The sequence below is a fragment of the Shewanella sp. 1311 genome (assembly GCF_059338235.1).
Window position 1 is genome coordinate 3,704,926 of sequence record NZ_CM181686.1, and the last position, 20,494, is coordinate 3,725,419.

22 protein-coding genes are annotated in these 20,494 nt (G+C 47.2%); 14 read left to right on the forward strand and 8 right to left on the reverse strand.

Translation table 11 applies throughout. The features are described 5' to 3' along the window. Positions 1-31 precede the first annotated feature (31 nt). Positions 32-1,063, reverse strand: a complete 1,032-nt coding sequence (gene pyrC / locus AC5YB3_RS16475; protein ID WP_338725637.1) for a dihydroorotase — start codon at positions 1,061-1,063, stop codon at positions 32-34. A 375-nt stretch (positions 1,064-1,438) separates the two neighbouring features. Between pyrC and AC5YB3_RS16480 the strand changes: the two genes are divergently transcribed. The 10 genes from AC5YB3_RS16480 (at position 1,439) to AC5YB3_RS16525 (ending at position 11,790) form a co-directional block, all read left to right on the forward strand. Further along, complete coding sequence (locus tag AC5YB3_RS16480) at positions 1,439-2,701, forward strand: efflux RND transporter periplasmic adaptor subunit (protein ID WP_494525747.1); 1,263 nt, start codon at positions 1,439-1,441, stop codon at positions 2,699-2,701. A gap of 109 nt (positions 2,702-2,810) precedes the next feature. Beyond that, entirely contained in the window at positions 2,811-3,074 is a 264-nt protein-coding gene (locus AC5YB3_RS16485; protein WP_006085862.1) for a hypothetical protein, read from the forward strand. Positions 3,075-3,151: 77 nt separating this feature from the next. Continuing rightward, positions 3,152-3,895 (forward strand): ABC transporter ATP-binding protein, encoded by a 744-nt coding sequence (locus AC5YB3_RS16490; RefSeq protein WP_259562586.1) that lies wholly within the window; start codon positions 3,152-3,154, stop codon positions 3,893-3,895. A gap of 11 nt (positions 3,896-3,906) precedes the next feature. Then, positions 3,907-5,217: an ABC transporter permease gene (locus AC5YB3_RS16495; protein WP_427750392.1), complete on the forward strand. Its 1,311-nt coding sequence runs from the start codon at positions 3,907-3,909 to the stop codon at positions 5,215-5,217. Between the two features lie 10 nt (positions 5,218-5,227). Further along, positions 5,228-6,427 (forward strand): FtsX-like permease family protein, encoded by a 1,200-nt coding sequence (locus AC5YB3_RS16500; protein ID WP_427750390.1) that lies wholly within the window; start codon positions 5,228-5,230, stop codon positions 6,425-6,427. Between the two features lie 123 nt (positions 6,428-6,550). Next, positions 6,551-8,062, forward strand: a complete 1,512-nt coding sequence (locus AC5YB3_RS16505; protein ID WP_494525748.1) for a sigma-54-dependent transcriptional regulator — start codon at positions 6,551-6,553, stop codon at positions 8,060-8,062. Between the two features lie 91 nt (positions 8,063-8,153). Beyond that, positions 8,154-9,842 (forward strand): sensor histidine kinase, encoded by a 1,689-nt coding sequence (locus AC5YB3_RS16510; RefSeq protein ID WP_494525749.1) that lies wholly within the window; start codon positions 8,154-8,156, stop codon positions 9,840-9,842. A gap of 325 nt (positions 9,843-10,167) precedes the next feature. Beyond that, entirely contained in the window at positions 10,168-10,578 is a 411-nt protein-coding gene (locus tag AC5YB3_RS16515) for a curli production assembly/transport protein CsgE (RefSeq protein ID WP_115335346.1), read from the forward strand. A gap of 10 nt (positions 10,579-10,588) precedes the next feature. After that, positions 10,589-10,984 (forward strand): curli assembly protein CsgF, encoded by a 396-nt coding sequence (locus AC5YB3_RS16520; protein WP_259503624.1) that lies wholly within the window; start codon positions 10,589-10,591, stop codon positions 10,982-10,984. Next, positions 10,984-11,790: a CsgG/HfaB family protein gene (locus AC5YB3_RS16525; RefSeq protein ID WP_006082811.1), complete on the forward strand. Its 807-nt coding sequence runs from the start codon at positions 10,984-10,986 to the stop codon at positions 11,788-11,790. The genes AC5YB3_RS16520 and AC5YB3_RS16525 overlap by 1 nt, the downstream gene beginning before the upstream one ends. A 170-nt stretch (positions 11,791-11,960) precedes the next feature. Here AC5YB3_RS16525 and AC5YB3_RS16530 read toward each other — a convergent pair whose 3' ends face one another. Beyond that, a complete protein-coding gene (locus AC5YB3_RS16530) occupies positions 11,961-12,566 on the reverse strand; it encodes a TetR/AcrR family transcriptional regulator (protein WP_494525750.1) in 606 nt (201 codons plus the stop codon). A gap of 17 nt (positions 12,567-12,583) precedes the next feature. After that, entirely contained in the window at positions 12,584-14,008 is a 1,425-nt protein-coding gene (locus tag AC5YB3_RS16535; RefSeq protein ID WP_259213456.1) for a coniferyl aldehyde dehydrogenase, read from the reverse strand. A gap of 231 nt (positions 14,009-14,239) precedes the next feature. On the opposite strand from AC5YB3_RS16535, the gene AC5YB3_RS16540 reads away from it, so the two are divergent. The 3 genes from AC5YB3_RS16540 to AC5YB3_RS16550 all read left to right on the forward strand — a co-directional run bounded on the left by AC5YB3_RS16540 (position 14,240) and on the right by AC5YB3_RS16550 (position 15,711). Continuing rightward, entirely contained in the window at positions 14,240-14,623 is a 384-nt protein-coding gene (locus AC5YB3_RS16540; RefSeq protein WP_011847574.1) for a SpoIIAA family protein, read from the forward strand. Between the two features lie 41 nt (positions 14,624-14,664). After that, a complete protein-coding gene (locus AC5YB3_RS16545) occupies positions 14,665-15,096 on the forward strand; it encodes a universal stress protein (protein WP_006082807.1) in 432 nt (143 codons plus the stop codon). A gap of 177 nt (positions 15,097-15,273) precedes the next feature. After that, entirely contained in the window at positions 15,274-15,711 is a 438-nt protein-coding gene (locus AC5YB3_RS16550; RefSeq protein WP_006082806.1) for a universal stress protein, read from the forward strand. Between the two features lie 55 nt (positions 15,712-15,766). On the opposite strand, the gene AC5YB3_RS16555 is transcribed toward AC5YB3_RS16550, so the two are convergent. Both AC5YB3_RS16555 and AC5YB3_RS16560 read right to left on the reverse strand, forming a co-directional pair. Then, positions 15,767-16,624, reverse strand: coding sequence for a substrate-binding periplasmic protein (locus AC5YB3_RS16555; protein ID WP_012088452.1), 858 nt, complete (start codon positions 16,622-16,624; stop codon positions 15,767-15,769). Positions 16,625-16,765: 141 nt separating this feature from the next. Then, positions 16,766-17,317, reverse strand: coding sequence for a DUF924 family protein (locus tag AC5YB3_RS16560; protein ID WP_494525751.1), 552 nt, complete (start codon positions 17,315-17,317; stop codon positions 16,766-16,768). 207 nt (positions 17,318-17,524) lie between these two features. Between AC5YB3_RS16560 and AC5YB3_RS16565 the strand changes: the two genes are divergently transcribed. Beyond that, a complete protein-coding gene (locus AC5YB3_RS16565; RefSeq protein WP_063883739.1) occupies positions 17,525-17,860 on the forward strand; it encodes a winged helix-turn-helix domain-containing protein in 336 nt (111 codons plus the stop codon). A 24-nt stretch (positions 17,861-17,884) separates the two neighbouring features. Here AC5YB3_RS16565 and AC5YB3_RS16570 read toward each other — a convergent pair whose 3' ends face one another. The 3 genes from AC5YB3_RS16570 to AC5YB3_RS16580 all read right to left on the reverse strand — a co-directional run bounded on the left by AC5YB3_RS16570 (position 17,885) and on the right by AC5YB3_RS16580 (position 20,347). After that, complete coding sequence (locus tag AC5YB3_RS16570) at positions 17,885-18,229, reverse strand: DUF2956 domain-containing protein (RefSeq protein WP_071940176.1); 345 nt, start codon at positions 18,227-18,229, stop codon at positions 17,885-17,887. Positions 18,230-18,447: 218 nt separating this feature from the next. Continuing rightward, entirely contained in the window at positions 18,448-19,320 is an 873-nt protein-coding gene (locus AC5YB3_RS16575; protein ID WP_494525752.1) for a heme ABC transporter ATP-binding protein, read from the reverse strand. A gap of 10 nt (positions 19,321-19,330) precedes the next feature. Further along, positions 19,331-20,347: a FecCD family ABC transporter permease gene (locus AC5YB3_RS16580; RefSeq protein WP_494525753.1), complete on the reverse strand. Its 1,017-nt coding sequence runs from the start codon at positions 20,345-20,347 to the stop codon at positions 19,331-19,333. Positions 20,348-20,494: the final 147 nt, after the last annotated feature.

Here is a 20,494-nt window from a genome sequence, read left to right on the forward strand (position 1 = left end):
CGTAGGCGACCTGATGTTAAAGACTTAAGGTTTACTTAACCTGCCAATCAATGGCTTCGCCTGCACGAATCGGCACTACGTTAGTGTCGCCCAGCGGGTAAGTTGCAGGGACATTCCATGGTTTTTTCACTAGGGTGATCGTGTCGGCGTTACGTGGCAGATTGTAAAAGTCTGGGCCATTGAAGCTGGCGAACGCTTCGAGTTTATCCAGTGCATTCACCGATTCGAAGGCTTCGGCATACAGCTCAATTGCGGCATGGGCCGTGTACGAACCCGCGCAGCCACATGCGGCTTCTTTCTTATCTTTAGCGTGGGGCGCCGAATCTGTGCCTAAGAAGAACTTCTTGCTACCGCTTGCTGCAGCGGCCAATAACGCCTGCTGGTGGGTATTGCGTTTTAAAATCGGTAGGCAGTAAAAATGTGGGCGAATACCGCCAGCCAGCATGTGGTTGCGGTTATACAGCAAATGGTGGGCTGTAATAGTCGCGGCCACATTATCAGAGGCTTGGGTGACAAAATCGACCGCATCCTTAGTGGTGATATGTTCAAGCACGATTTTAAGTTCTGGGAAATCGGCGACGATTTTGCTGAGGATATTTTCGATAAAAACGCGCTCGCGGTCGAAAATATCAATCGATGAATCCGTGACTTCACCGTGCACTAAAAACAGCATGCCGACTTCTTGCATGGCTTCGAGGGCTGGGTAGATGTTCTTCAAATCGGTTACGCCTGAATCCGAGTTGGTCGTCGCGCCCGCAGGGTAGAGTTTCGCGGCGACAATTTTACCCGAAGCTTTGGCTTTGCGGATTTCATCTGGGCTAGTTTTGTCAGTTAAATACAACACCATCAAAGGTTCGAATTGTGAGCCCGCTGGCACCTGCGCTTTAATGCGGTCGTAATAAGTCAGTGCTGTTTCGGTATCGATAGCGGGCGGCACTAAGTTTGGCATGACGATGGCGCGGCCCATATAGCGGCTGATGTCGCGCACGGTATCTTTTAGCTGGGCGCCGTCTCTTAAATGAATATGCCAGTCGTCTGGGCGAGTGATTGTTATTGTGGTCATAGGGTTTGGTCTTTTGATTGTTTTTGCTGCGAGGTGGCAGGATCTTATGTGGCAAGGATTTTACTGTAAAGGGAAACTCGGTAGTTTCGGCCAATAAATCTGTTAGGACATGTAATTGAAGCGCTTAGCTGCGTGGCTCGCGCTATGTCACTGTTTTTAGCATCGGACACTTTTGATTAATCTGCTGCGGACACTTTTCGATTTAAACCCCAGTGTCCGCGGACACTTTTATCAACAAACTAAAGTTAACGTTATGAATAATAATGTGTTTACTGATTTGGCATAGGCTTTGCTATCTCTGTGGTATAGATTTCCAATAGTGTCCGTTGATTGCGCTCCGGCACTGATGATTCCGACAGGGAAGCGAGTAAAGCCATGATTAAAGATACTAGCGGCCAAGATACTGTACTTGTGCCATCGACCACTAAACGTCTTAAGTTACCTCTGTTGATCGGCGGTTGCGCCTTATTAGTCAGCGCCTTAGTGTGGGCGAGCTTGGACACAGATAGCGTGAGCAAATCCTTAAGCCGCAGCGACATCACTACCGCAACACTCTTTGTTGGAACGTTAACCCGTGATGTTGCGACCACAGGTAAAATTGTGGCGGCGAATGCGCCTATTTTGTATAGCACAGAGGAAGGCACAGTCACTCTGCTGAGTAACCCTGGCGATAGCGTCAATAAAGGCGATGTGGTTGCCAAACTCGATAGCCCAAGATTATTCAATCAGTTGGAGCAGGCTAAGTCGATTTTGGCGGGAATGCAGAGTGCGTTAGAGCGCGCCAAGTTGGACGCCAGACGCGGTCAACTGCAAGTGAATCAAACCTTAGACATGGCCGCGGTTGACCTAGAAGCCGCCAACAGAGAACGTCGCCGGGGTGAGTTGTTAATTAAAAATAAGCTGATCAGCGAAATCGATTACGAAAAAGGCAAAGACGAATTACACAAGGCTAAACTCAAGTTTGCCCATGCCGAGCAGGAAGTCGCGTTAACAAAAGACACTCTGACCTTCGAAGTTAAAAACAAAGCCTTAGACGTCGAGCGCCAAACCCTTGCCGTGCACGAACTCGAACGCCAAGTTGAGGCTCTGAATATCAAAGCCCCCGTTGGCGGCATTATCGGCAACTGGATCACCGAGCAGAAAACCCGCCTTAGCGCTAACCAACCAATTCTAACCGTTGTGGATTTAAGCGCCTATGAGGCCGAACTTGCTGTGCCAGAGTCCTACGCCGACGATTTAGGTTTGGGCATGGAAGTTGAGCTCAGTTTCGGCAGCGTGAAGTTAATGGGTAAGTTATCGTCCATCTCCCCCGAAGTACGTAACCGTGAAGTGACCGCAAGAGTGCAGTTCGTTCAAGATAACAGCTTGAAACTGCGTCAGAACCAACGTATCTCCGCTCGAGTCTTGTTAGAGCACAGACCCGATGTACTAATGGTGAAACGTGGCGCCTTTATGACTAGCGGTGGTGGCAATGAGGCTTACCAAATTGAAGGCGATTTAGCCAGCCGCCGCGAGATCAAACTCGGCAGTACCAGCCTGAGCCAAGTCGAAGTACTCGAAGGCGGTAAAGCCGGAGATGAGTGGGTGATATCCAGTGTCGAACCTTTTAATCAAGCAGAACAGGTCAGGATTCATTGATGACCGATATTCGTAAATTACTAAATAACCAATCTGATGAATATAACAACGCAGCGATCAAGGTGAATGACGAAACCTGCTGCGACATGGACAAGAATAGGAGCCGAATATGCGTGATAAACAATTTGATTTCAGCGTGTTGATGTCATCAAAAATGTTTGGCGTGTTGGCCTTACTGCTGCTGGTGGTCGCGGTGGAGTTGAGTATTGGTGAAGCCAATAGCTGGTTTTTCCTTGGACTGAATATCTTGGAATGGACCAATCCATTGGAGGAGGTTCGCCAAGTGGGTGAGGTTTCACTCGAAAGTGCCGACCTTATATTGGGCGTTTTTGTGTGGCTTGTAGAATCTGTCGTTGAGCCATTTTTCGGCTGATGACGCTGCCATGCATCACGTCGTTTAGATGCAGCGTCAGGGCGTAAAATTGATTTGATTATTTTAAGGAAATTAACATGTTATCAATGAAGAGTGTGAGCAAGGTTTTTAAAACGGATTTAGTGGAAACCCACGCCCTGCGCGATTTTAACCTCGAAGTGAATGAAGGCGAGTTTGTCGCGGTCACGGGTCCTTCTGGCTCTGGTAAAACCACGTTTTTAAATATCGCGGGTTTGCTCGAAGGTTTTACCCACGGTGACTATTTTCTCGATGGCATTAACGTGTCTAACTTGAGCGATAACAAGAGCGCTGCTATCCGTAACGAGAAGATCGGCTTTATCTTCCAAGGCTTTAACTTAATTCCCGACCTTAACTTGGCAGAAAATATCGAAGTGCCGCTGCGCTACCGTGGTTTTAATGCCAAGGAACGCCAACGCCGCGTACAGCAAGCATTAGAACAAGTGGGTTTAGCCTCACGACTCAAGCATTTTCCTACTCAGCTTTCGGGCGGACAGCAACAAAGGGTGGCGATTGCCCGTGCATTAGCCGGTGAACCCCGCTTCCTGCTCGCCGATGAACCAACGGGTAACCTCGACAGCCTAATGGCACGTCAAGTGATGGAATTACTTGAAAATATCAATCAAGCGGGCACGACTATTATCATGGTGACCCACGACCCTGAACTCGCTCGCCGCGCCCAGCGCAATATTCAAATTGTCGACGGTCAAGTGTGTGATTTTACTATGTATCATCCCCATGGCAGTGTTCAAACTGCGGTGACCCCGCACCCATTAGACAAACTTGTCGCCAACGCTGACTAAGGATACGCATTATGTTTTTTTATTATGTTGATTTAGCTTGGCGCAGCATTAAGAAAACCCCCGCGCTGTCGTTGTTGATGGTGTTGGCGATTTCGATTGGTATTGGTATCACAATCACCACGTTAAACGTGTACAAGATGATGTCATTTAATCCTGCGGGTGAACGCTCTGATGAGTTAAATGCGGTTCAACTTTGGAGCCAAGGCCCAGATTCTTGGGATGAGTTTAACTCGTTAGTGACTTATCAAGATGCGATGAATCTGCGCAACAATACCTTACCTAAACGCCAAGCGGCGATGTTTCGTACTGGGATGGCTGTGCAAACGGAGGATGCTAATTTTGCGCCTATTTTAGAAAGCATTCGAGTGACGGACAGTGACTTTTTTAAGCTGTTTGACGTGCCATTTTTGTACGGTAATGCGTGGGATAAATCCGTCGACACTGAACCTGCTTATCAAGTGGTGATTAACGATAAACTTAATCAAAAGTTGTTTGCGGGTCAAAATAGTGTTGGCAAGGTTATCTATCTTAATCGTAAACCTTATCAAGTGGTTGGGGTGATTAAAACCTGGGATCCTAAGCCTAAATATTATGATCCCACTAACGGTGCCTTTAACGACACTGAACAAATTTTTGTGCCGTTTTCGCTGACGCCTATCGAAGAGTTTGATATATGGGGTAACACTTCGGGTTGGAAGTTTGAGACGATGAATAGTTACAGCGATCGCCTGAACTCTGAAAAAGTGTGGTTGCTGTATTGGGTTGAGTTGCCAAATAAAGACGCAGTAGCCAGTTACCGTTCTTGGCTCAGCAATTATGTGGCGGAGCAAAAAGCCTTGGGCCGTTTTACGGATAATAAATCTGCCGCTGACTCAGTCAAAGTATCCGATGTGGCGACTTGGCTTGAATACAATAATGTGGTGCCCGAAGACAATAAAATCTTGGTTGGCTTGAGTGCACTATTTTTAAGTGTTTGTTTAGTCAATATATTAGGTTTAATGCTGACAAAGTTCCTCAAGCGGGCACCCGAGGTGGGAGTGCGCCGTGCAATCGGTGCTAGCCGTGCCCAAATCTTCGCTCAATACATGGTGGAAGTGGGCATGATTGGTTTATTAGGTGGTTTGCTGGGACTCGCTTGGGCCTACGCGTCACTTTACGGCTTATCGGCACAGTTTGAGGTCTCGAAGGGGTTAACCCATTTATCGGCGAGTATGTGGATTATCACCCCAAGTATTGCGGTAGGCACAGCCTTGTTGGCTGGCTTGTATCCCGCATGGGTTGTGTGTCGCACTAAACCTAGCGTTTATCTGAAAAGCCAGTAAGGGACTCATTATGTTGCATATTAAACCTATTCTCAGCAGTTTATTGCGCAGTAAAAGTGGCCCAATCTTACTGCTTATTCAGATTATCTTGTCTGTGGCGATTGTGGCGAATGCGAGCTTTATTATTCAAGAGCGTTTAGCCCTGATGCAGCGTGATTCGGGGATTAAAGAGTCAGAAGTTTTGACCTTTAGCTTGTTCAACTTTGATCCATTGATTGATAAAACCGCGCAAAACAAAATTGATCAGCAAATTTTGCGGGGGCTACCCAATGTGATTGATGCGACCTCAACCAATATGTTGCCGTTAAGCGGTGGTGGCTGGTCGAGCACGTTAAATCTGGGCCCCGATCCAGATAGCGCTAAATCGACACCGCAATTTGCCATGTATCTAGGGACAGATCATACCATTGAGACCTTAGGCATTAAGCTGATTGAGGGGCGTAACTTTTATCCCCATGAACTAAAGGACAGTCTCGATAGCCCGAGTCGCTTAGCGGTCATCTCCAGCGCGTTAGCGAAAGCTGTTTGGCCTGATGAATCCCCACTTGGCAAAGTGTTGTACGAGGGCAAGGATGCGCAGATCACTGTGATTGGGGTTGTCGAAAAACTGCAAGGCGCGTGGATTGACAGTTCTAGCCTTGAAAACAGTGTGATTCAAAATGTGGATTATGGTAGCAGTTCTTACATGGTAAGGGCTAAACCTGAGTTTCACGCCGAGCTTAAAGACGCGATAAAAAAAGCGCTGCTGGCGGAGAATCCCAATCGAGTACTCGATGGCTTTAAGTCAATCGAGGCCTTAAAAGATAGTTCATACCGCGATCATAAATTAATGATTACTGTGTTAACTATGATGGTGGTGTTGCTGCTGCTGATCACTTCGCTCGGTTTAACGGGCATGGTGATGTTTAATATCCAGCGCCGCACTAAGCAGATAGGTACCCGCCGCGCACTGGGTGCTAAAAAGCGCGATATTATCAGTTACTTCCTCGTGGAGAACTATTTGATTTGCTTAGCGGGAGGCGTGCTGGGCGGCTTGTTAGCGATACAGTTAGGCCAACAGTTAATGAAAATCTATAGCTTGCCTATGTTGGACTTAAGTTACCCACTATTTACTGTGGCAGGTTTATTTATTGTCACCACGCTGGCGGTTTACTTACCGGCGCGTAAGGCGGCAAATATTTCGCCAGCAACGGCAACCCGCAGCGTATAGCGAAATATTTGATGTCACTCAAGGTACGATAAAAGCCCGATAAAAGTGCGATAACAATAGGATGTTATTGCACTTTTTGTTACTTTACGGTTAATAGTTTTATATAGGACAACACTCATACTTATGGATACTATCCTTATCGTCGACGACAATCATGCCATCTGCCAAGCCCTAGGTTTGATGCTAGAACTCAATGATTATCGGGTGCTGACTTGCCATAGCCCGGAGGACGCCCTTGGGTTATTGGCGACGCAAGATGTGGATTTAGTGATCCAAGATATGAACTTTACTCGGGATACCACGTCGGGTGAGGAAGGCAAGCAGCTGTTTTACGCCCTGCGCGAACGCCAAGGGGATCTGCCGATCATTTTGATGACGGCGTGGACCCAACTCGAAACCGCAGTTGAATTAGTGAAAGCGGGCGCCGCCGATTATATGGGTAAACCTTGGGATGACGCTAAGGTACTCAATAGCATCACCAATTTAATTGCGCTTTATAAACTCTCCCGTGCTAACCATCGTCTCGAGCGGGTGAATCATCAACGCCAAGTGGCGATCGCCGATTCGGACCTCTGCGGGATTGTCTTTGGTAGCGGCGCGATGCAGCGTTGTATTGATTTAGCATTGCAGCTGGCGCGCTCCGATGTGTCGGTTCTAATCACTGGCCCCAATGGCGCGGGTAAAGACAAGCTTGCCGATATTCTCCATGCTAATTCTCCCTTAAAAAACAAACCTTTTATTAAGGTCAATGTCGGCGCCTTGCCGATGGATTTATTAGAGGCAGAATTGTTTGGTGCCGAGGCGGGGGCTTTTACGGGCGCAACTAAAGCGCGTATTGGTCGCTTTGAAGCGGCCGACGGCGGCACACTGTTTTTAGATGAAATCGGTAACTTGCCCTTATCTGGCCAAGTGAAATTACTGCGGGTGCTGCAAACCGGTGAATTTGAACGCTTAGGTAGCCATAAAACCCAAAAAGTGAAAGTGCGGGTGATCAGTGCGACCAATGCGGATCTGGCCCAAGATATTGCCGAAGGGCGTTTTCGTGAAGATTTGTTTTACCGCTTAAATGTGATTGAACTGGCGTTGTCACCATTGAATCAGCGCACTGACGATATATTGCCTTTAGTGCAGCATTTTATCGGTAGCGAGTTTAGCTTGAGTAAACCGGCATTGCAGGCGTTATTGCACCATCGCTGGCCGGGAAATGTGCGTGAGCTGGAAAATGCCTGTAAGCGAGCGGTATTGTTGGCGCAAAGCCGTGTGCTGACTGAAACTGACTTTGGTTTAGCACCTGTCGTGAGTGCCGTAAGATCTGCTACTTCCCATATTTCGGCAGCTTCTGAGCCTCGACGCTTTGATCAGCGACAGCCTGATCCGCGCATCTTTGAACTGCGGCAATCTGATCCTCAGCCCGTTTATGCGTCTGCTTCCATTCCCACTAATGCCACTTTTTCTGATAACTCTGACCGCGGTCAAGCACTGTCTGCCAATGAGGCGATAGAAGTGAGTCGAGAAGATATCGAAGCGGCACTAAAACAGCACCATGGTGTGATTGCTAGGGTCGCCAAAGCGCTTGGGCTCAGTCGTCAGGCGCTGTATCGGCGCATGGATAAGTTTGGTTTAGATAAGTCATAGGCCAAGCGCAGATGCTAGGTCACAGCTTCTAGGCATCGATACTAAGTCTCAGATACTAGGCCACAGAAAGGCTATCGATTAAGGAATGTGAGTGTTAATTCGAACTAAACTGATCATTTATTCAATGGCTTGCTGCGCTTTTGGCGTCTTGCTCAGCTTTGCCTTAGTGAAATATTTCTCACCTAATGCTTCGTCTGTTGCCACGTCTAACACGATTGAAATCCCTGATGTGAATGTGCAACTCGATTTTGCGGAGCTGGAGAAAACCGTCGCTTCCATCGAGCTTGGCCTTAAAAATACTGAACAATTGCAGCTGACGGCAGCCATGCAAGCGCGCCAGAGGACCGAGCAGATTAAGGCAGAACTGCAAAAGCTTGAACAACTTAAACAAGAGCAGTTACAGATAAAACTCTTCAAGTTAGAACAGCTTAAAGAAGGGCAGTTTAATTTCACCGCTCATATTGCTGAGCCTTTACGTGTAGAACCGCTATCCATTTTACCGCCCAAAGCCCCTGTATCCCCAGTGGCGCCCGCTGAAATAGCAGACAACGAGCGAATCTCGAGTTTAACCTTAGGTGAAGGTTTGCTGGTGTTATTGCTCGCTTGTGGAGCGTGCGGTCTAAGTGTCGCTTGGTTAACACGGCATCTGGGTCGCAGTTTGGACTCCCTCGAAATAGGTCTACTGAACTTTAGCGATAATGACTTTAGCGTGAGTATTCAAGAGTATGGTGAAGGTCAGCTCAAAACCTTGGCCCAGTTATTTAATCATTCGGCAGCAAAATTGCGCCAAGAAAGGCAATACATTTACCAGCGTGAGTTGTTGCTGGATAAGGTGATCCAAAGCTCTCCCAACGTAATGTTATTGCTCGACGACCATCAGCGGCTCATTTACGCCAACGATGCGGCGCGTCATCTATTCCACAAAAAGGGCAAAATGGAAGGTTTGAGCCTAGATGAATTGTTAGTGGACTTGCCCGAAGTATTGGCCTTGGCGCTTAAACATGAGAAGAACGGTCTCTTTGCCATGGGCGAAGATGATGTGGAAACTTGGTATTTGAGTCGCGGCCAATTTTTGTTAAATAACCAACAACATAACTTGATTTTACTTAAGCAGATGACCCGCGAGCTTAATCGTCAAGAGGTGGCAGTGTGGAAGAAAGTGATCCGCATTATTAGCCATGAACTCAATAACTCAGTGGCGCCCATCGCCTCTATGGTGAACTCCGGCCGACTGCTCACCAAAGGTATCGATAATCCCAAGTTAACTTTAATTTTCGATACGATCGAGAATCGCACCAGTCATCTGAGCCAGTTTATCTTCAACTATGCCCGCTTTGCTAAGTTGCCGCTCCCGCAGCGGCGTCAGGTGAATTGGACGCAATTTACGACCCAGTTAACCCAGCATTATCCCTTTAAACTTAGGCATGATTTGCCTGAGGTCGATGGTTATTTCGACCAAGGACAGATGGAGCAAGTGCTACTCAATTTGCTTAAAAACGCCCATGAATCGGGTTCAAACCCAGAGGAGGTTACCCTGTCGATTCGGTATCAAACCTTAGTGGATGGTGCAGGTTTTAGCATTGCGATCGAGGATCGCGGTACTGGCATGTCTGGCGAAGTCTTAGAGCAAGCGCTGTTGCCGTTTTACTCCACGAAACAATCGGGTACTGGGCTTGGATTACCTCTGTGCCGTGAAATTATCGAAGCCCACGATGGCAGTATTAGCATGCATAATCGTAGCGACGGTGGCCTGTTGGTTCGGCTGTGGTTACCACAATGACTATGGTTTTCACCATAGGGGCCATAATAATCCGCACGTTTTGTATCAGCACAGCAATGCGACCCTGGGGTCGCATTTTTATTGCTTCTTCATTTGTTCGTTTACCCTATTACTCCGGTCTTAACGGCTTCTTTGCGTATTAGCCAAATGGGCTATTTTTGCCTTTTTACCTTAGCTCTTCGGGCTAATTTGCCCCCCAGCGTAATGACGGGAGATCTTCAACCCTGTTAACCTGCTTTATCGAAAATTGACGCTAAAACTCCCGTTGTTAAAACAGAGGTTGGCGCGGTTTTTAAGGTTCGATTAAAAGGTTAAGGAGGGATAAGTGAAACAGTTAAAACAGCGTCTGCTGATCTGCGTTTTATGTCCATTCCTGCTGCTGGCTTCCCCTATCACTCTTGCCGACAACGACATTGAAATTAGTGGTTTAGTGATAGATAGAACCTTGACTCGGTTTGGTAAGGATTTTGGCTTCTACTACTCAAGCTATTGGCGCGAGCTGCCCTTTACCCAAGGCTTTAACGTGACGCTGTACGAGACTGTGTTTCCGCAGGCCGGAACCGTTTTAACCTTAGAAGTAAACGGGACACGGATTTACACCACCCATTTTGGTCGTCGTGCAAATCCGGTTAAAGAGAGTGCAGAACAGGCGATTTTGATCACGATTGATTATTTAGCGCAAGTCAGAGCCAATGCAATAACAGGTGATTTTTCAGGAACATCGGACGACTTTTAGGATAATAATAATGACATACAGGACGTTACTTGCCCTTGTCACGCTATGTGTGGCAAGCAGTGGCCAAGCCACTGAATTGATTTACACGCCAGTTAATCCCAGTTTTGGCGGCAATCCACAAAATGGGGCTTTTCTATTAAATAAAGCCCAAGCGCAGAATGACAATAAATCTAACTCGACCGAGAAGGACTTTGTTACCCGTTTTAAAGAATCCCTAGAGCGTAACGTCATCAACTCGATCACTCGAGGCGTGGCCGATGGCGAAGTTAAAGATGGTGAATACAATACAGGGGATTTTCGTATCCAAGTTGCTACTGTAGGGGATGGAGTTATGTTAACTATCACTAATATTGCAACCGGTGAAATCACTGTGATTGAAATGCCAGTATATAAAGGTGGCAACTAATGGCCCGTTTAGTCTTTTTGGGTCTATTGCTGTTAAGCATGTCGGCCTGTAGCTTGATCCCTAAACCCGATTTAAATATCACGCCTGCCGAGGTTAACCCCTTGAGTGAAGTGATGCGTGGATTACAAACTCAACCTGGACCTAAGTTTCCCATTCCAGTAGCCGTGTATTCCTTTCGCGATCAAACTGGTCAATATAAACCACAGGCGAACGTGAGTTCGTTTTCGACTGCGGTGACTCAGGGCGCAACTTCGATGTTGATGCAGACCTTGCTCGATTCTAAGTGGTTTACCCCAGTGGAACGTGAAGGGCTACAAAACCTGCTGACTGAGCGCAAAATTAGTAATAAACAGAGCGGTACTAAGGGTGATGATGTGCCCGTATTATCCACCGCCAGATTGTTACTTGAAGGTGGCGTCATTAGCTATGAGACTAACACCAGCACAGGCGGTAGCGGTGTCGAATACTACGGCATTGGCGCTTCGGAAATGTACCGTGAAGATCAGGTGACCATTTATCTTCGCGCCGTCGATGTGCACACAGGTAAAGTGATGATGTCGGTCTCAACCAGCAAACGAGTCTTGTCCCAAGAAATGCGCGCGGGCTTGTTCCGTTACACTAGTTTAAATCGCCTCGCTGAAGCAGAAATTGGTTTTACCACCAACGAGCCAGTGCAGTTTTGCGTGTTGCAAGCCATTGAACTGGCTGTCGCTGAGCTGATTGATAAGGGTATTAAGCAAGGCTACTGGAGTCCAACTCAAGTCACCCAGCCAGTCGAGAAAGCGCAGGAGTTGAGTCAGAGTTAGACGCTAGGCGTCGGAGTTAGATATCGCTGAAAGCAGGCATCTGCTTTAACTCTTAGTCACTATATTTTTGAATACGTAAAAGAAAACCGAGCCAGTTAAACTGACTCGGTTTTTTATTGGATTAAATTCTGCTGTGGTTGGACGTTGGCAGTGTTGTGGGCTGTGTGGTGTTAGCCCGCTTGCATGGCCTTCCAAAACAGTTCAAAACTGGCATCGCGATACCTTGTATTCGTACCTAAGTGCGGGTTATCGATAAAGAATCGGGTTGCCGCCAGATATTGGCCATGGCAGTTTTCTAGCATCAGCTCCAGCGGATAGTGGGCGATTAATCCCTCTATTTGTCCTTGCTTAATAAGCTCGCTAATAAAGCCTAAGATGCTATTCATCGCTTGATCGCGCACCTTAGCGGCAATCATGGGCGACATTGAATATTGTTGAAAAAACAGCTGCTTGACAGGGTTGTCCAGCGACCAATCAATCGCACTTTGCCATAGTTGTAGGGCATTGAGCTTTAGATCGCTGCCCTTATGGGTGTTTAACAGTAAGGTATCGGCAAGTTCTTGTTTTATAGTAAGAAACAAAGATTCCATCAAGGCTTCCTTGGAAGGAAAGTGATGGAACAAGGTACCTGTTGCTACGCCTGCTTGCTTAGCTATCGAGGCGGTGGACGTGCCATGAAACCCTTGGCTGACAAAGAGTGCTAAGGCCGTGTCGAGAATGGCTTGGCGCTTATCTGTCATGGTTTTAATAGGTTGCGGTGTTAATGGCTGATTCAAGATTTATCCCCCAATGACTAGCGCAAGAAGAGTTTCATCAAGATGCGCTGGATAACAGTGCCATAGGGCGGGTGCACAAATTTACCCGTGTTGAATCGACCACGGCTGAGTACCGTTTTAGCGTGGCTGAAGGTTAAAAAGCCTTCCTTACCATGGTAATGCCCCATGCCAGACGGGCCTATTCCGCCAAAGGGCGCATCGTCGGCGGCGACATGGAACACGGTTTCGTTAATGCACACGCCGCCAGAATGAGTCTGTTGGAGGATTTTTTGCTGACTTTTCTCATCGAAACTCATCACATACAGCGCTAGCGGTCTTGCTCTCTGGTTGATGTATTGAATCGCTTCATCTAAGGAGTCGTAGCCAATGATCGGTAGTAATGGACCAAAGATTTCCTCTTGCATTAATAGCATATCTTCACTGGTATTAGTGATTAGCTGAGTTGCGAGTTTGCGATGTTGGCTATCTATAGCTTCATCAGTCGCCGAAATAACTTGGGCACCTTTAGCTTTCGCATCTTCGAGCACTGTCATAAGGCGGTCAAACTGACGGGTATTAATGATGCTGCCATAGTCTTTGTTGTGGTTTATCGCGCCGTACATGGCATTAAATTTAGTTCGGTAGGTGGCGATAAATTCATCCACTTGGGCTTTAGGGCATAGAACATAATCGGGTGCCACACAGATTTGTCCGGCATTCAAACACTTACCATAAATCATTCGTTCTACTGCTATCTCAAGTGGCATATCGGGGGCGATAATTACTGGCGATTTACCGCCCAGTTCGAGTGTCACTGGGGTGAGATTATTGGCCGCGGCGCGCATCACATGACGGCCAACTGTGGTGGAGCCGGTAAAGAGTAAATGATCGAAGGGCAGGGCTGAAAACGCAGCGGCAACATCGGCCTCACCTTCAACGACTGCGACGTGTGACTCATCGAAAACTTGTGCCAGTAGCTGTTTGATCACTTGGTTGGTCGCAGGGGTAAATTCAGATAATTTGAGCATGGCGTGATTACCCGCGGCGATGGCGGTCACTAGCGGACCAATCGACAGCATCACGGGGAAATTCCACGGCACGATAATGCCGATAACCCCTAAAGGCTGATAATGCACTGTGACTTTGGCTGGGGCGAGCAACAGCCCCGCATGGCGAGCGCTGGGCTTGAGCCATTTTTTTAGATTTTTCAAACTGTAATTGATGTTGTTGATGACAGGCATAATGTCTGAGATCAGGCTGTCATCAATCGATCTATGACCATAGTCTTGGCTTAAGGCTTCGACTAAGGGCGTTTTAAATTGCAGTATGGCCGCTTTAAGTCGAGTTAATTGCTCCACTCGCGTAGCGTAATTAGGATTCGGCGCCGCTAAGTAACTGCTGCGTTGGCGTTGGAGCAATTGAGTCAGTGGCGAGGCATTAAGGTGTTCGGTGGCCATATTCATAGTGGTTGCTCCAAGCGAGATTATAGGCTGAGTCTTATTCGGCACTTTAGTTAAACGATTGAACCTGTTATTAAACAAAGACAGATAAATAAGTACCGACTGATTAGTCGGTTTATCCTAGCTTGCTTAGTGAGATGGTGCAAGGTATCTGGTGTATTTTTGAGCAAGATCACGGCTTGTTGTGGCGTTAGCTTTTACACTAAATCAAGGGTTGTAACATAAGGAGCATGTATGGCATTGTTAAAGCATGGAATTTCAATTGGTATTGAACGCTATGGTGATGATGATTTTTTCGTTGCCTTTAAAGCTATCGGTACCTTAACTCATCACGACTACGAGATGATGGTGCCTGTGTTGGAGTCGGCACTGACGGGCGTAAAAGATCCCGATATCTTCGCTTTAGTGGATGTGACCGAGTTGGATGGCTTGGAATTACAGGCCGCTTGGGATGATCTCAAACTTGGGGTGAAGCATATTCGTCATTTCGAGAAGATTGCCATAGTCGGTAAGACGACTCTGCAGGAAGTACTGGCTAAATTAGCAAACTGGTTTACGCCTGCTGAGGTCAGGTTTTTTGTTGATAATGGCGACGCCGTTGCTTGGTTAAAAGACTAGTTGTTCAGCAATCCATTCGCGCCATAGAAGGAGTACAGATTATGCGTACAGGTCAAATACTCTGGCCCACAGATTTTTCGGAAACTGCGGCCCATGCACTGAGTTATGCCATTGAAATGGCTAATCTATACCATGTAGGACTCAAAATTTTACACGTGGTTGAACAGCCGCTTGGCGATGAAAACTTTATGATTCTATCGATCACTCCTGAAGAGCTGGCTAAGAGTATGGAGGAAGCGGCAGCAACCAAGATGCAGGCGCTGTTAGAAGGGTTAAACACTGAACTTCCTATCACGACCTTAATCCGCCGCGGCGATCCTGTGTACCAGATTTTAGAAGAGGCCAACAGTAAAGATATTGGCATGGTAGTGATAGCGAGCCATGGCCGAACGGGGATTTCGCATTTTTTACACACCAATGTCGCAGAAGCGGTAGCTAACGGTGCGGCTTGTCCTGTGCTGGTGGTGAAGTAAGTGAGTTAGTGGCTTGACTCAATAAATTCAAAGGACGCTTATTGCGTCCTTTCTTTTTGATTGATAAAGAATAATTAATTGAAATGGGTACGCAAGAAGCATAGCTAACTGCTATAAAATAGTGGTATTTTGACTTTAATAAATAGCCTGATTAAAACTCAAATGATGGATAAGCTTATGCGTACTCAAGAAGTGTTATGCCCTACGGATTTTTCATCCACCGCAGCCCATGCGCTTAAATATGCGGTTGAAATGGCTAATCTTTATCATGTCGATATTCGGTTGTTGCATGTGACAAGCCCAGCCCGTGGCGCCCATTGCTATGGTATTGCGGTCGATATTCCAGCTACATTGGAAAATGAACTTCAAGCCTTTGTCGATGCAAAAATGCAAAGTTTGCAGCAGGAAATGCAGCAAGATCTCAACGAGGGACTCAATATTAAGCTAGTGGTGCGCCATGGTGATGCTATTGATGAGATTTTAGCGGAAGCCGTTGATGTCGGCATGGTGGTGATTGCCAGTCACGGTAGCAGTGGTTTAGCGGATTTTTTAAAGCCCCATGTGACACAAGATATTGTTAAGTATGCTAAGTGCCCTGTGCTGGTGGTGAAATAAAGCTTAGATATATAGGTTTAAGTAAAGAGCTTTAGATAAAGCTCTTTGAGAAAACCTAGTAGGAATCGTTTTTAATTATTTTAGGTTCTGTTAGCTTGGTTGACGCCTCGGCTTCATTTTCAAATGACATCAGGCGTCGATACTTTTCCTGCAAGGCCACTAAGCTCCCATCTTGGGTGATTTGTTTGAGTCCCGCATTAAAATCATCTCGAATTTGTTCACTGAGAAACGCAAACTTATACTCTGTTGGTGGGAATATTTGGTGGCAAATGGCCTGTTGTTTTAAATCTTTTTCAGTTAGCTTTCCCTCAAGATAGGCCTGTTTTAGGTAATATTTGAAGATATTTTTATCCATCACCACGACATCTGCCCTGTGTTTCATCAGCATATAAACTTGCTGCACTTGCCTCGCTTGTTCTTGGTAGCCGCTATTGGCCTTAACCATTTTGGCAAACTCTTCCCCCAGTAACGATGATGCGCGCTGAAAGGAGACGACTTGCTTGTTTTTTAAATCGTCTATGTTATTGATATTAAAGTGATTGGCTTCGAGACTAATGGCGCAGTTTTGGTAGGTTATCGCAACATTGGAGTAAAATACGTTGTCGAGCATGCCATCTTTAATGTTGATGATGCCATCGAGTTTACCTTCTCTGAGTTCATGGAAAGTGCGCGCCAGTGGTAAGTAGTGGATAGAAGCGGTATGACCTTTAACGGCGAGGGCTTGGTTCAGTAATTCGAGTTCGAGTCCGCTATTGGTTGCTTGGATAACATAAGGGGGAATAGACAGGCTGACGCCTATCTTAATTTCTGCCGCTTGGCCGAGCTGAGCGCCGCACAAGGTGAGTAACCCCATCAATTTATAGCGGTTACGACGAGCCACTGAGCTATTTGGCTTATTTAGATTTTGCGCCATAAGTTACCAATACCTCCGCGGTACACACTTGCAACTGTGTTTGACACTCGTCAGTCTTTCCATGACTCGATTGAATAAGTGTAGTGTGTCTGTGAACTCAGCACGGCTTTATTTATCCAAATACGCTAAAGAATGAGCGAATTAAAAGGATGAGTCAGGTTCACTCAGAAAGGCGATTTCCTCTGCTGTCGATTCTCTGCCTAAGATGGCATTTCTATGTGGATAGCGACCAAATCTGTCGATAATTTCCTTATGTTTCAGTTCAAACGCTAAGTTTCCTATCGCCGCTTCGCGGTTAAACAGTTTAACCGCGACTTGATGGATCATGGCCGACTCGCTGTGCATATAGGGCATAAAGAGAAAGGGCACTTGTTTAGGTTTAACTGCTAAATCAACCTGTTGGGCAACGGCTTCTTGGGCGAGCACTAAGGCGATGGCATCGGCTTCGAAAGCGGCAGGCGTATCACGGTAAATATTACGGGAGAATTGGTCGAGCACTATGATCTCCGCTAATCGGCCTTGGGGCGTGACTCGCCAATGGGAAAGCTCACCACGTTTAGCTTGAGCTAATATGTCCCCAAAACGCTGTTTGATTTGTTCATCAAATTCAACATCTTTAATCCACCAAAGCTTTGGCTCAATTTCTTCAAACCAAAATGTCAGTATTTGATCGGCTGTAATTGTCTGGCTCATCTTAGCGTTCCCTCATAGGTGGTGAGTGACATTACAAATAACAGTTGTTGGGGGAGGATGACAAGTCGTTTCGCTTGATTTAGGGGGAGATTGGTTATCTGAAGAATTGGTCGCTCAGCGGAAGTATTTAGTGTTGGCTATTGCCTTATTGACTGAATATAAAGTAGTTTTGATGATAATTACTTTTGTTTCTAGGCAGGTCATTCTATGTCACCTTCAATGCCAGTATCCCAACAGGTTTCAAAGCAACATAAGGCGTTTTTGCGTAAGCTCTATTTAGCGCACTTAATGGATGACGATCGCCATAATCTTTTATCACTCAATAAGTTAACTGGAATGCCGCGCCGCACCTTACAGGATGCCATCGCCGCATTTGAGGATATAGGTATTCGGGTCGAGTTTGTGCAGGAAGGCAGCCGTAACAATGCTGGATATTACCGCATAGTGACGTGGGGCCCAATCAGCAGCGCTTGGGTTGATACCCATCTAAGTGAAATCGCCGATCTGATAGGTGTTGTTGAGAGCGGCGAAACCGCAGTGTGAAGCGGTCACTTTTAAGTTCGGCAATCACGTCATAAAAAAATAGGCGGCAAATCCTGCCCAACTTAACAGTAGTAGGGCGATGGCAACCCAAGTGGCACGGGTGAACTGGCTTTGGGAGTCGAAGGCTTCGTCAGCATCGTCTAGATCATTGATGTCATTCACTGTGCGAGATTTCGCTTTCAACTGTTGTTTACGGACTTTATCCCGCTCACGGGCTTTGGCTTTAAGCAGTTTTTTATACTCGGCGATGCCTTTTTCAATCCCTTGGGCAATGAGCTTAGTTTGCTCTTTGGTTTGTCCTGGCTTTTGGGTGGCTTTGGCTGCGACCAGTGCTTCTTGCTGAGTTTCTGTCGAGATAGTGGGTTTCATCTGGATTCTGCCTGATTTAATGCGGCTTAAGTTAACGCGACTTAAGTGAATGCGGTTTGAGTTAACGCGCCTGCGGCTGAAATATACTCGTGAATACGAGAGTCAATATGCCCGCGAAGCTGCTCGCTAATCTGTTCATAAAAAAGCGTGCGAAAAGTGTCAGCGCCAGATTATACCCGCATTAGACATTAAAACTTACAGCCAATATCTTCATTTCATTAAAAAATCAGTGGATGTCCACCTTGTGGTGCAGGGACGTACACAGGTTCATAGTCCCATACTTCACGAATAGTATCGACCGACAAGGCTTCCGCTGGCGTGCCTTCGCTCACGATTCGCCCTTGTTTTAATACAATTAATTGATCGCTATAGCGAGCGGCTTGGTTAAGGTCGTGCAGTACCACTATCACAGTGTACGCGTGCTGATGAGCTAAGTTTTGGGCTAACTCAAGCACTCTGTGTTGCTGGGCGAGATCTAATGCCGATGTTGGCTCATCCAGTAATAGTATGGGCGGGAATGGCGGTTGACTGAGTTGAGTCAAGACGCGGGCGAGCTGGACTCGCTGTTTTTCGCCGCCTGAGAGGGTTGGATAACTGCGTTTAGCCAGATGGGTTAAGCCCACTTGCGCCAGCTGCTCGGCAACTAACGCTTCACCCTCTTTGTTACTGATGGTTAAGGGATAAAGACCCATAGCCACCACTTCGGACACAGTAAAGGGGAACGTCAGACTGGCGTGCTGTGGCAGTACGGCTAAGGATTTTGCCAGCTCGCGCCTAGGCCAATCCGCCAGTTGGCTATGGCCTAGACGGATACTTTGCCTTGGCGTGCTGATTTCTTGGCAAAGGGCTTTGAGTAGCGTCGATTTCCCCGCGCCATTGGGGCCGAGTAGGGCGGTTACTGCGCCGGGCTTAAATTGCACATTAATATCGCTGAGCACCGTTTTTTGCCCAATGCTGACATCGAGCTGACTAATGCAGAGCTCAGTGCGCTCAAACTGTGCATTAGCTGAATGAGTTAGATGTGCTCTAGGTGCTAATTCAAAATCTGATCTTGATCTTGATTCTGATTTGGCATAGGAAGTGGCAGTCATAACGCCTCGCTTAGATGAGCTTACTGCGTTGTTGCAGTAGTAAGAAGATGAAGAATGGCGCACCGATGAGCGCGGTCACTAACCCAACCGGTAACTCTGCTGGTGGCAAGAAGGCGCGAGCGCCGATATCGGCTAAGGCTAATAGGGCTGCACCTAAAAGGGCGCTGATGGGCAGCAGTTGGCGATGATCTGGCCCTACCATCATGCGGACTAAATGAGGTACCACTAGGCCGATGAAGCCAATAATGCCTGTCGCCGCGACGCTTACGCCAACGCCTAAAGCGCAAAGTAAAATGAGTCTCAGCTTAAGCTTATCGACATCTATCCCTAAGTGACGCGCTTCGGATTCACCAAGTAGCAAGGCATTGAGCGCCGCCGCATCTTGGCGAAATCGCCAGCTTAGTAGTGCTAAAGTCACGAGACACAGGCTGACATACATCCACTGCGCACCTGCTATCGAGCCCATCTGCCACAAGGTTAAGTCACGCAGCGCCATGTCGTTGGCAAGATACGTGAGCATGCCAATTCCTGCGCCTGCCAGTGCTGCAATGGCTACGCCCGATAGCAGTAATAACACGACCGATGTTCCGGTTGGGCTACTGGCGAGGCGATAGACAACAAGGGTGGTGATTAAACCCGATACAAAGGCACTGATGGGGATCATGAATGGATTTGCATTGGGTAACAGCACGATACAGATGGCCGCGCCAAGAGCTGCGCCAGATGACACCCCGATAATACCGGGATCAGCCAAGGGATTACGAAACAGTCCCTGCATCACTGCGCCGCATTGAGCGAGCGTGGCGCCCACCGCCAGTGCCAATAATGTTCGCGGCAGGCGCACAGTGTTGACCACCAGTTGTTCGTGGGGCGCAATATTGCCGATGTTTTGCTGGGTCGCCCAATTAAGCACTGCGCTTAGGGCATCTACTAGGCTGATACTGACAGGGCCTGTGCTGACCGAGAGTAAGCAGCTTAGGGCTAACAGTGTGACTAAACCGGGCCAGAGCCAGCGATTGAGGAACATCTCAACTATCCTTTCTATTTTTATCAGGTGACTAATCTGGTGTGTGAGTCAGTACTGCAAGTCTGCGAGTCCGATTAGTGACTCATACAAGCCATTCAAATAAGTGACTCATATAATCAACATGAGCCCCCTGAGTAGTGACGGTAT

Coding starts and splice junctions, on each gene's coding strand:
- AC5YB3_RS16535 (WP_259213456.1), bottom strand. CDS start 14,008: ATGAATATGGCCACCGAACACCTTAATGCCTCGCCACTGACTCAATTG.
- AC5YB3_RS16480 (WP_494525747.1), top strand. CDS start 1,439: ATGATTAAAGATACTAGCGGCCAAGATACTGTACTTGTGCCATCGACC.
- AC5YB3_RS16555 (WP_012088452.1), bottom strand. CDS start 16,624: ATGGCGCAAAATCTAAATAAGCCAAATAGCTCAGTGGCTCGTCGTAAC.
- AC5YB3_RS16520 (WP_259503624.1), top strand. CDS start 10,589: ATGACATACAGGACGTTACTTGCCCTTGTCACGCTATGTGTGGCAAGC.
- AC5YB3_RS16560 (WP_494525751.1), bottom strand. CDS start 17,317: ATGAGCCAGACAATTACAGCCGATCAAATACTGACATTTTGGTTTGAA.
- AC5YB3_RS16540 (WP_011847574.1), top strand. CDS start 14,240: ATGGCATTGTTAAAGCATGGAATTTCAATTGGTATTGAACGCTATGGT.
- AC5YB3_RS16575 (WP_494525752.1), bottom strand. CDS start 19,320: ATGACTGCCACTTCCTATGCCAAATCAGAATCAAGATCAAGATCAGAT.
- AC5YB3_RS16565 (WP_063883739.1), top strand. CDS start 17,525: ATGTCACCTTCAATGCCAGTATCCCAACAGGTTTCAAAGCAACATAAG.
- AC5YB3_RS16570 (WP_071940176.1), bottom strand. CDS start 18,229: ATGAAACCCACTATCTCGACAGAAACTCAGCAAGAAGCACTGGTCGCA.
- pyrC (WP_338725637.1), bottom strand. CDS start 1,063: ATGACCACAATAACAATCACTCGCCCAGACGACTGGCATATTCATTTA.
- AC5YB3_RS16500 (WP_427750390.1), top strand. CDS start 5,228: ATGTTGCATATTAAACCTATTCTCAGCAGTTTATTGCGCAGTAAAAGT.
- AC5YB3_RS16505 (WP_494525748.1), top strand. CDS start 6,551: ATGGATACTATCCTTATCGTCGACGACAATCATGCCATCTGCCAAGCC.
- AC5YB3_RS16485 (WP_006085862.1), top strand. CDS start 2,811: ATGCGTGATAAACAATTTGATTTCAGCGTGTTGATGTCATCAAAAATG.
- AC5YB3_RS16490 (WP_259562586.1), top strand. CDS start 3,152: ATGTTATCAATGAAGAGTGTGAGCAAGGTTTTTAAAACGGATTTAGTG.
- AC5YB3_RS16550 (WP_006082806.1), top strand. CDS start 15,274: ATGCGTACTCAAGAAGTGTTATGCCCTACGGATTTTTCATCCACCGCA.
- AC5YB3_RS16495 (WP_427750392.1), top strand. CDS start 3,907: ATGTTTTTTTATTATGTTGATTTAGCTTGGCGCAGCATTAAGAAAACC.
- AC5YB3_RS16580 (WP_494525753.1), bottom strand. CDS start 20,347: ATGTTCCTCAATCGCTGGCTCTGGCCCGGTTTAGTCACACTGTTAGCC.
- AC5YB3_RS16525 (WP_006082811.1), top strand. CDS start 10,984: ATGGCCCGTTTAGTCTTTTTGGGTCTATTGCTGTTAAGCATGTCGGCC.
- AC5YB3_RS16545 (WP_006082807.1), top strand. CDS start 14,665: ATGCGTACAGGTCAAATACTCTGGCCCACAGATTTTTCGGAAACTGCG.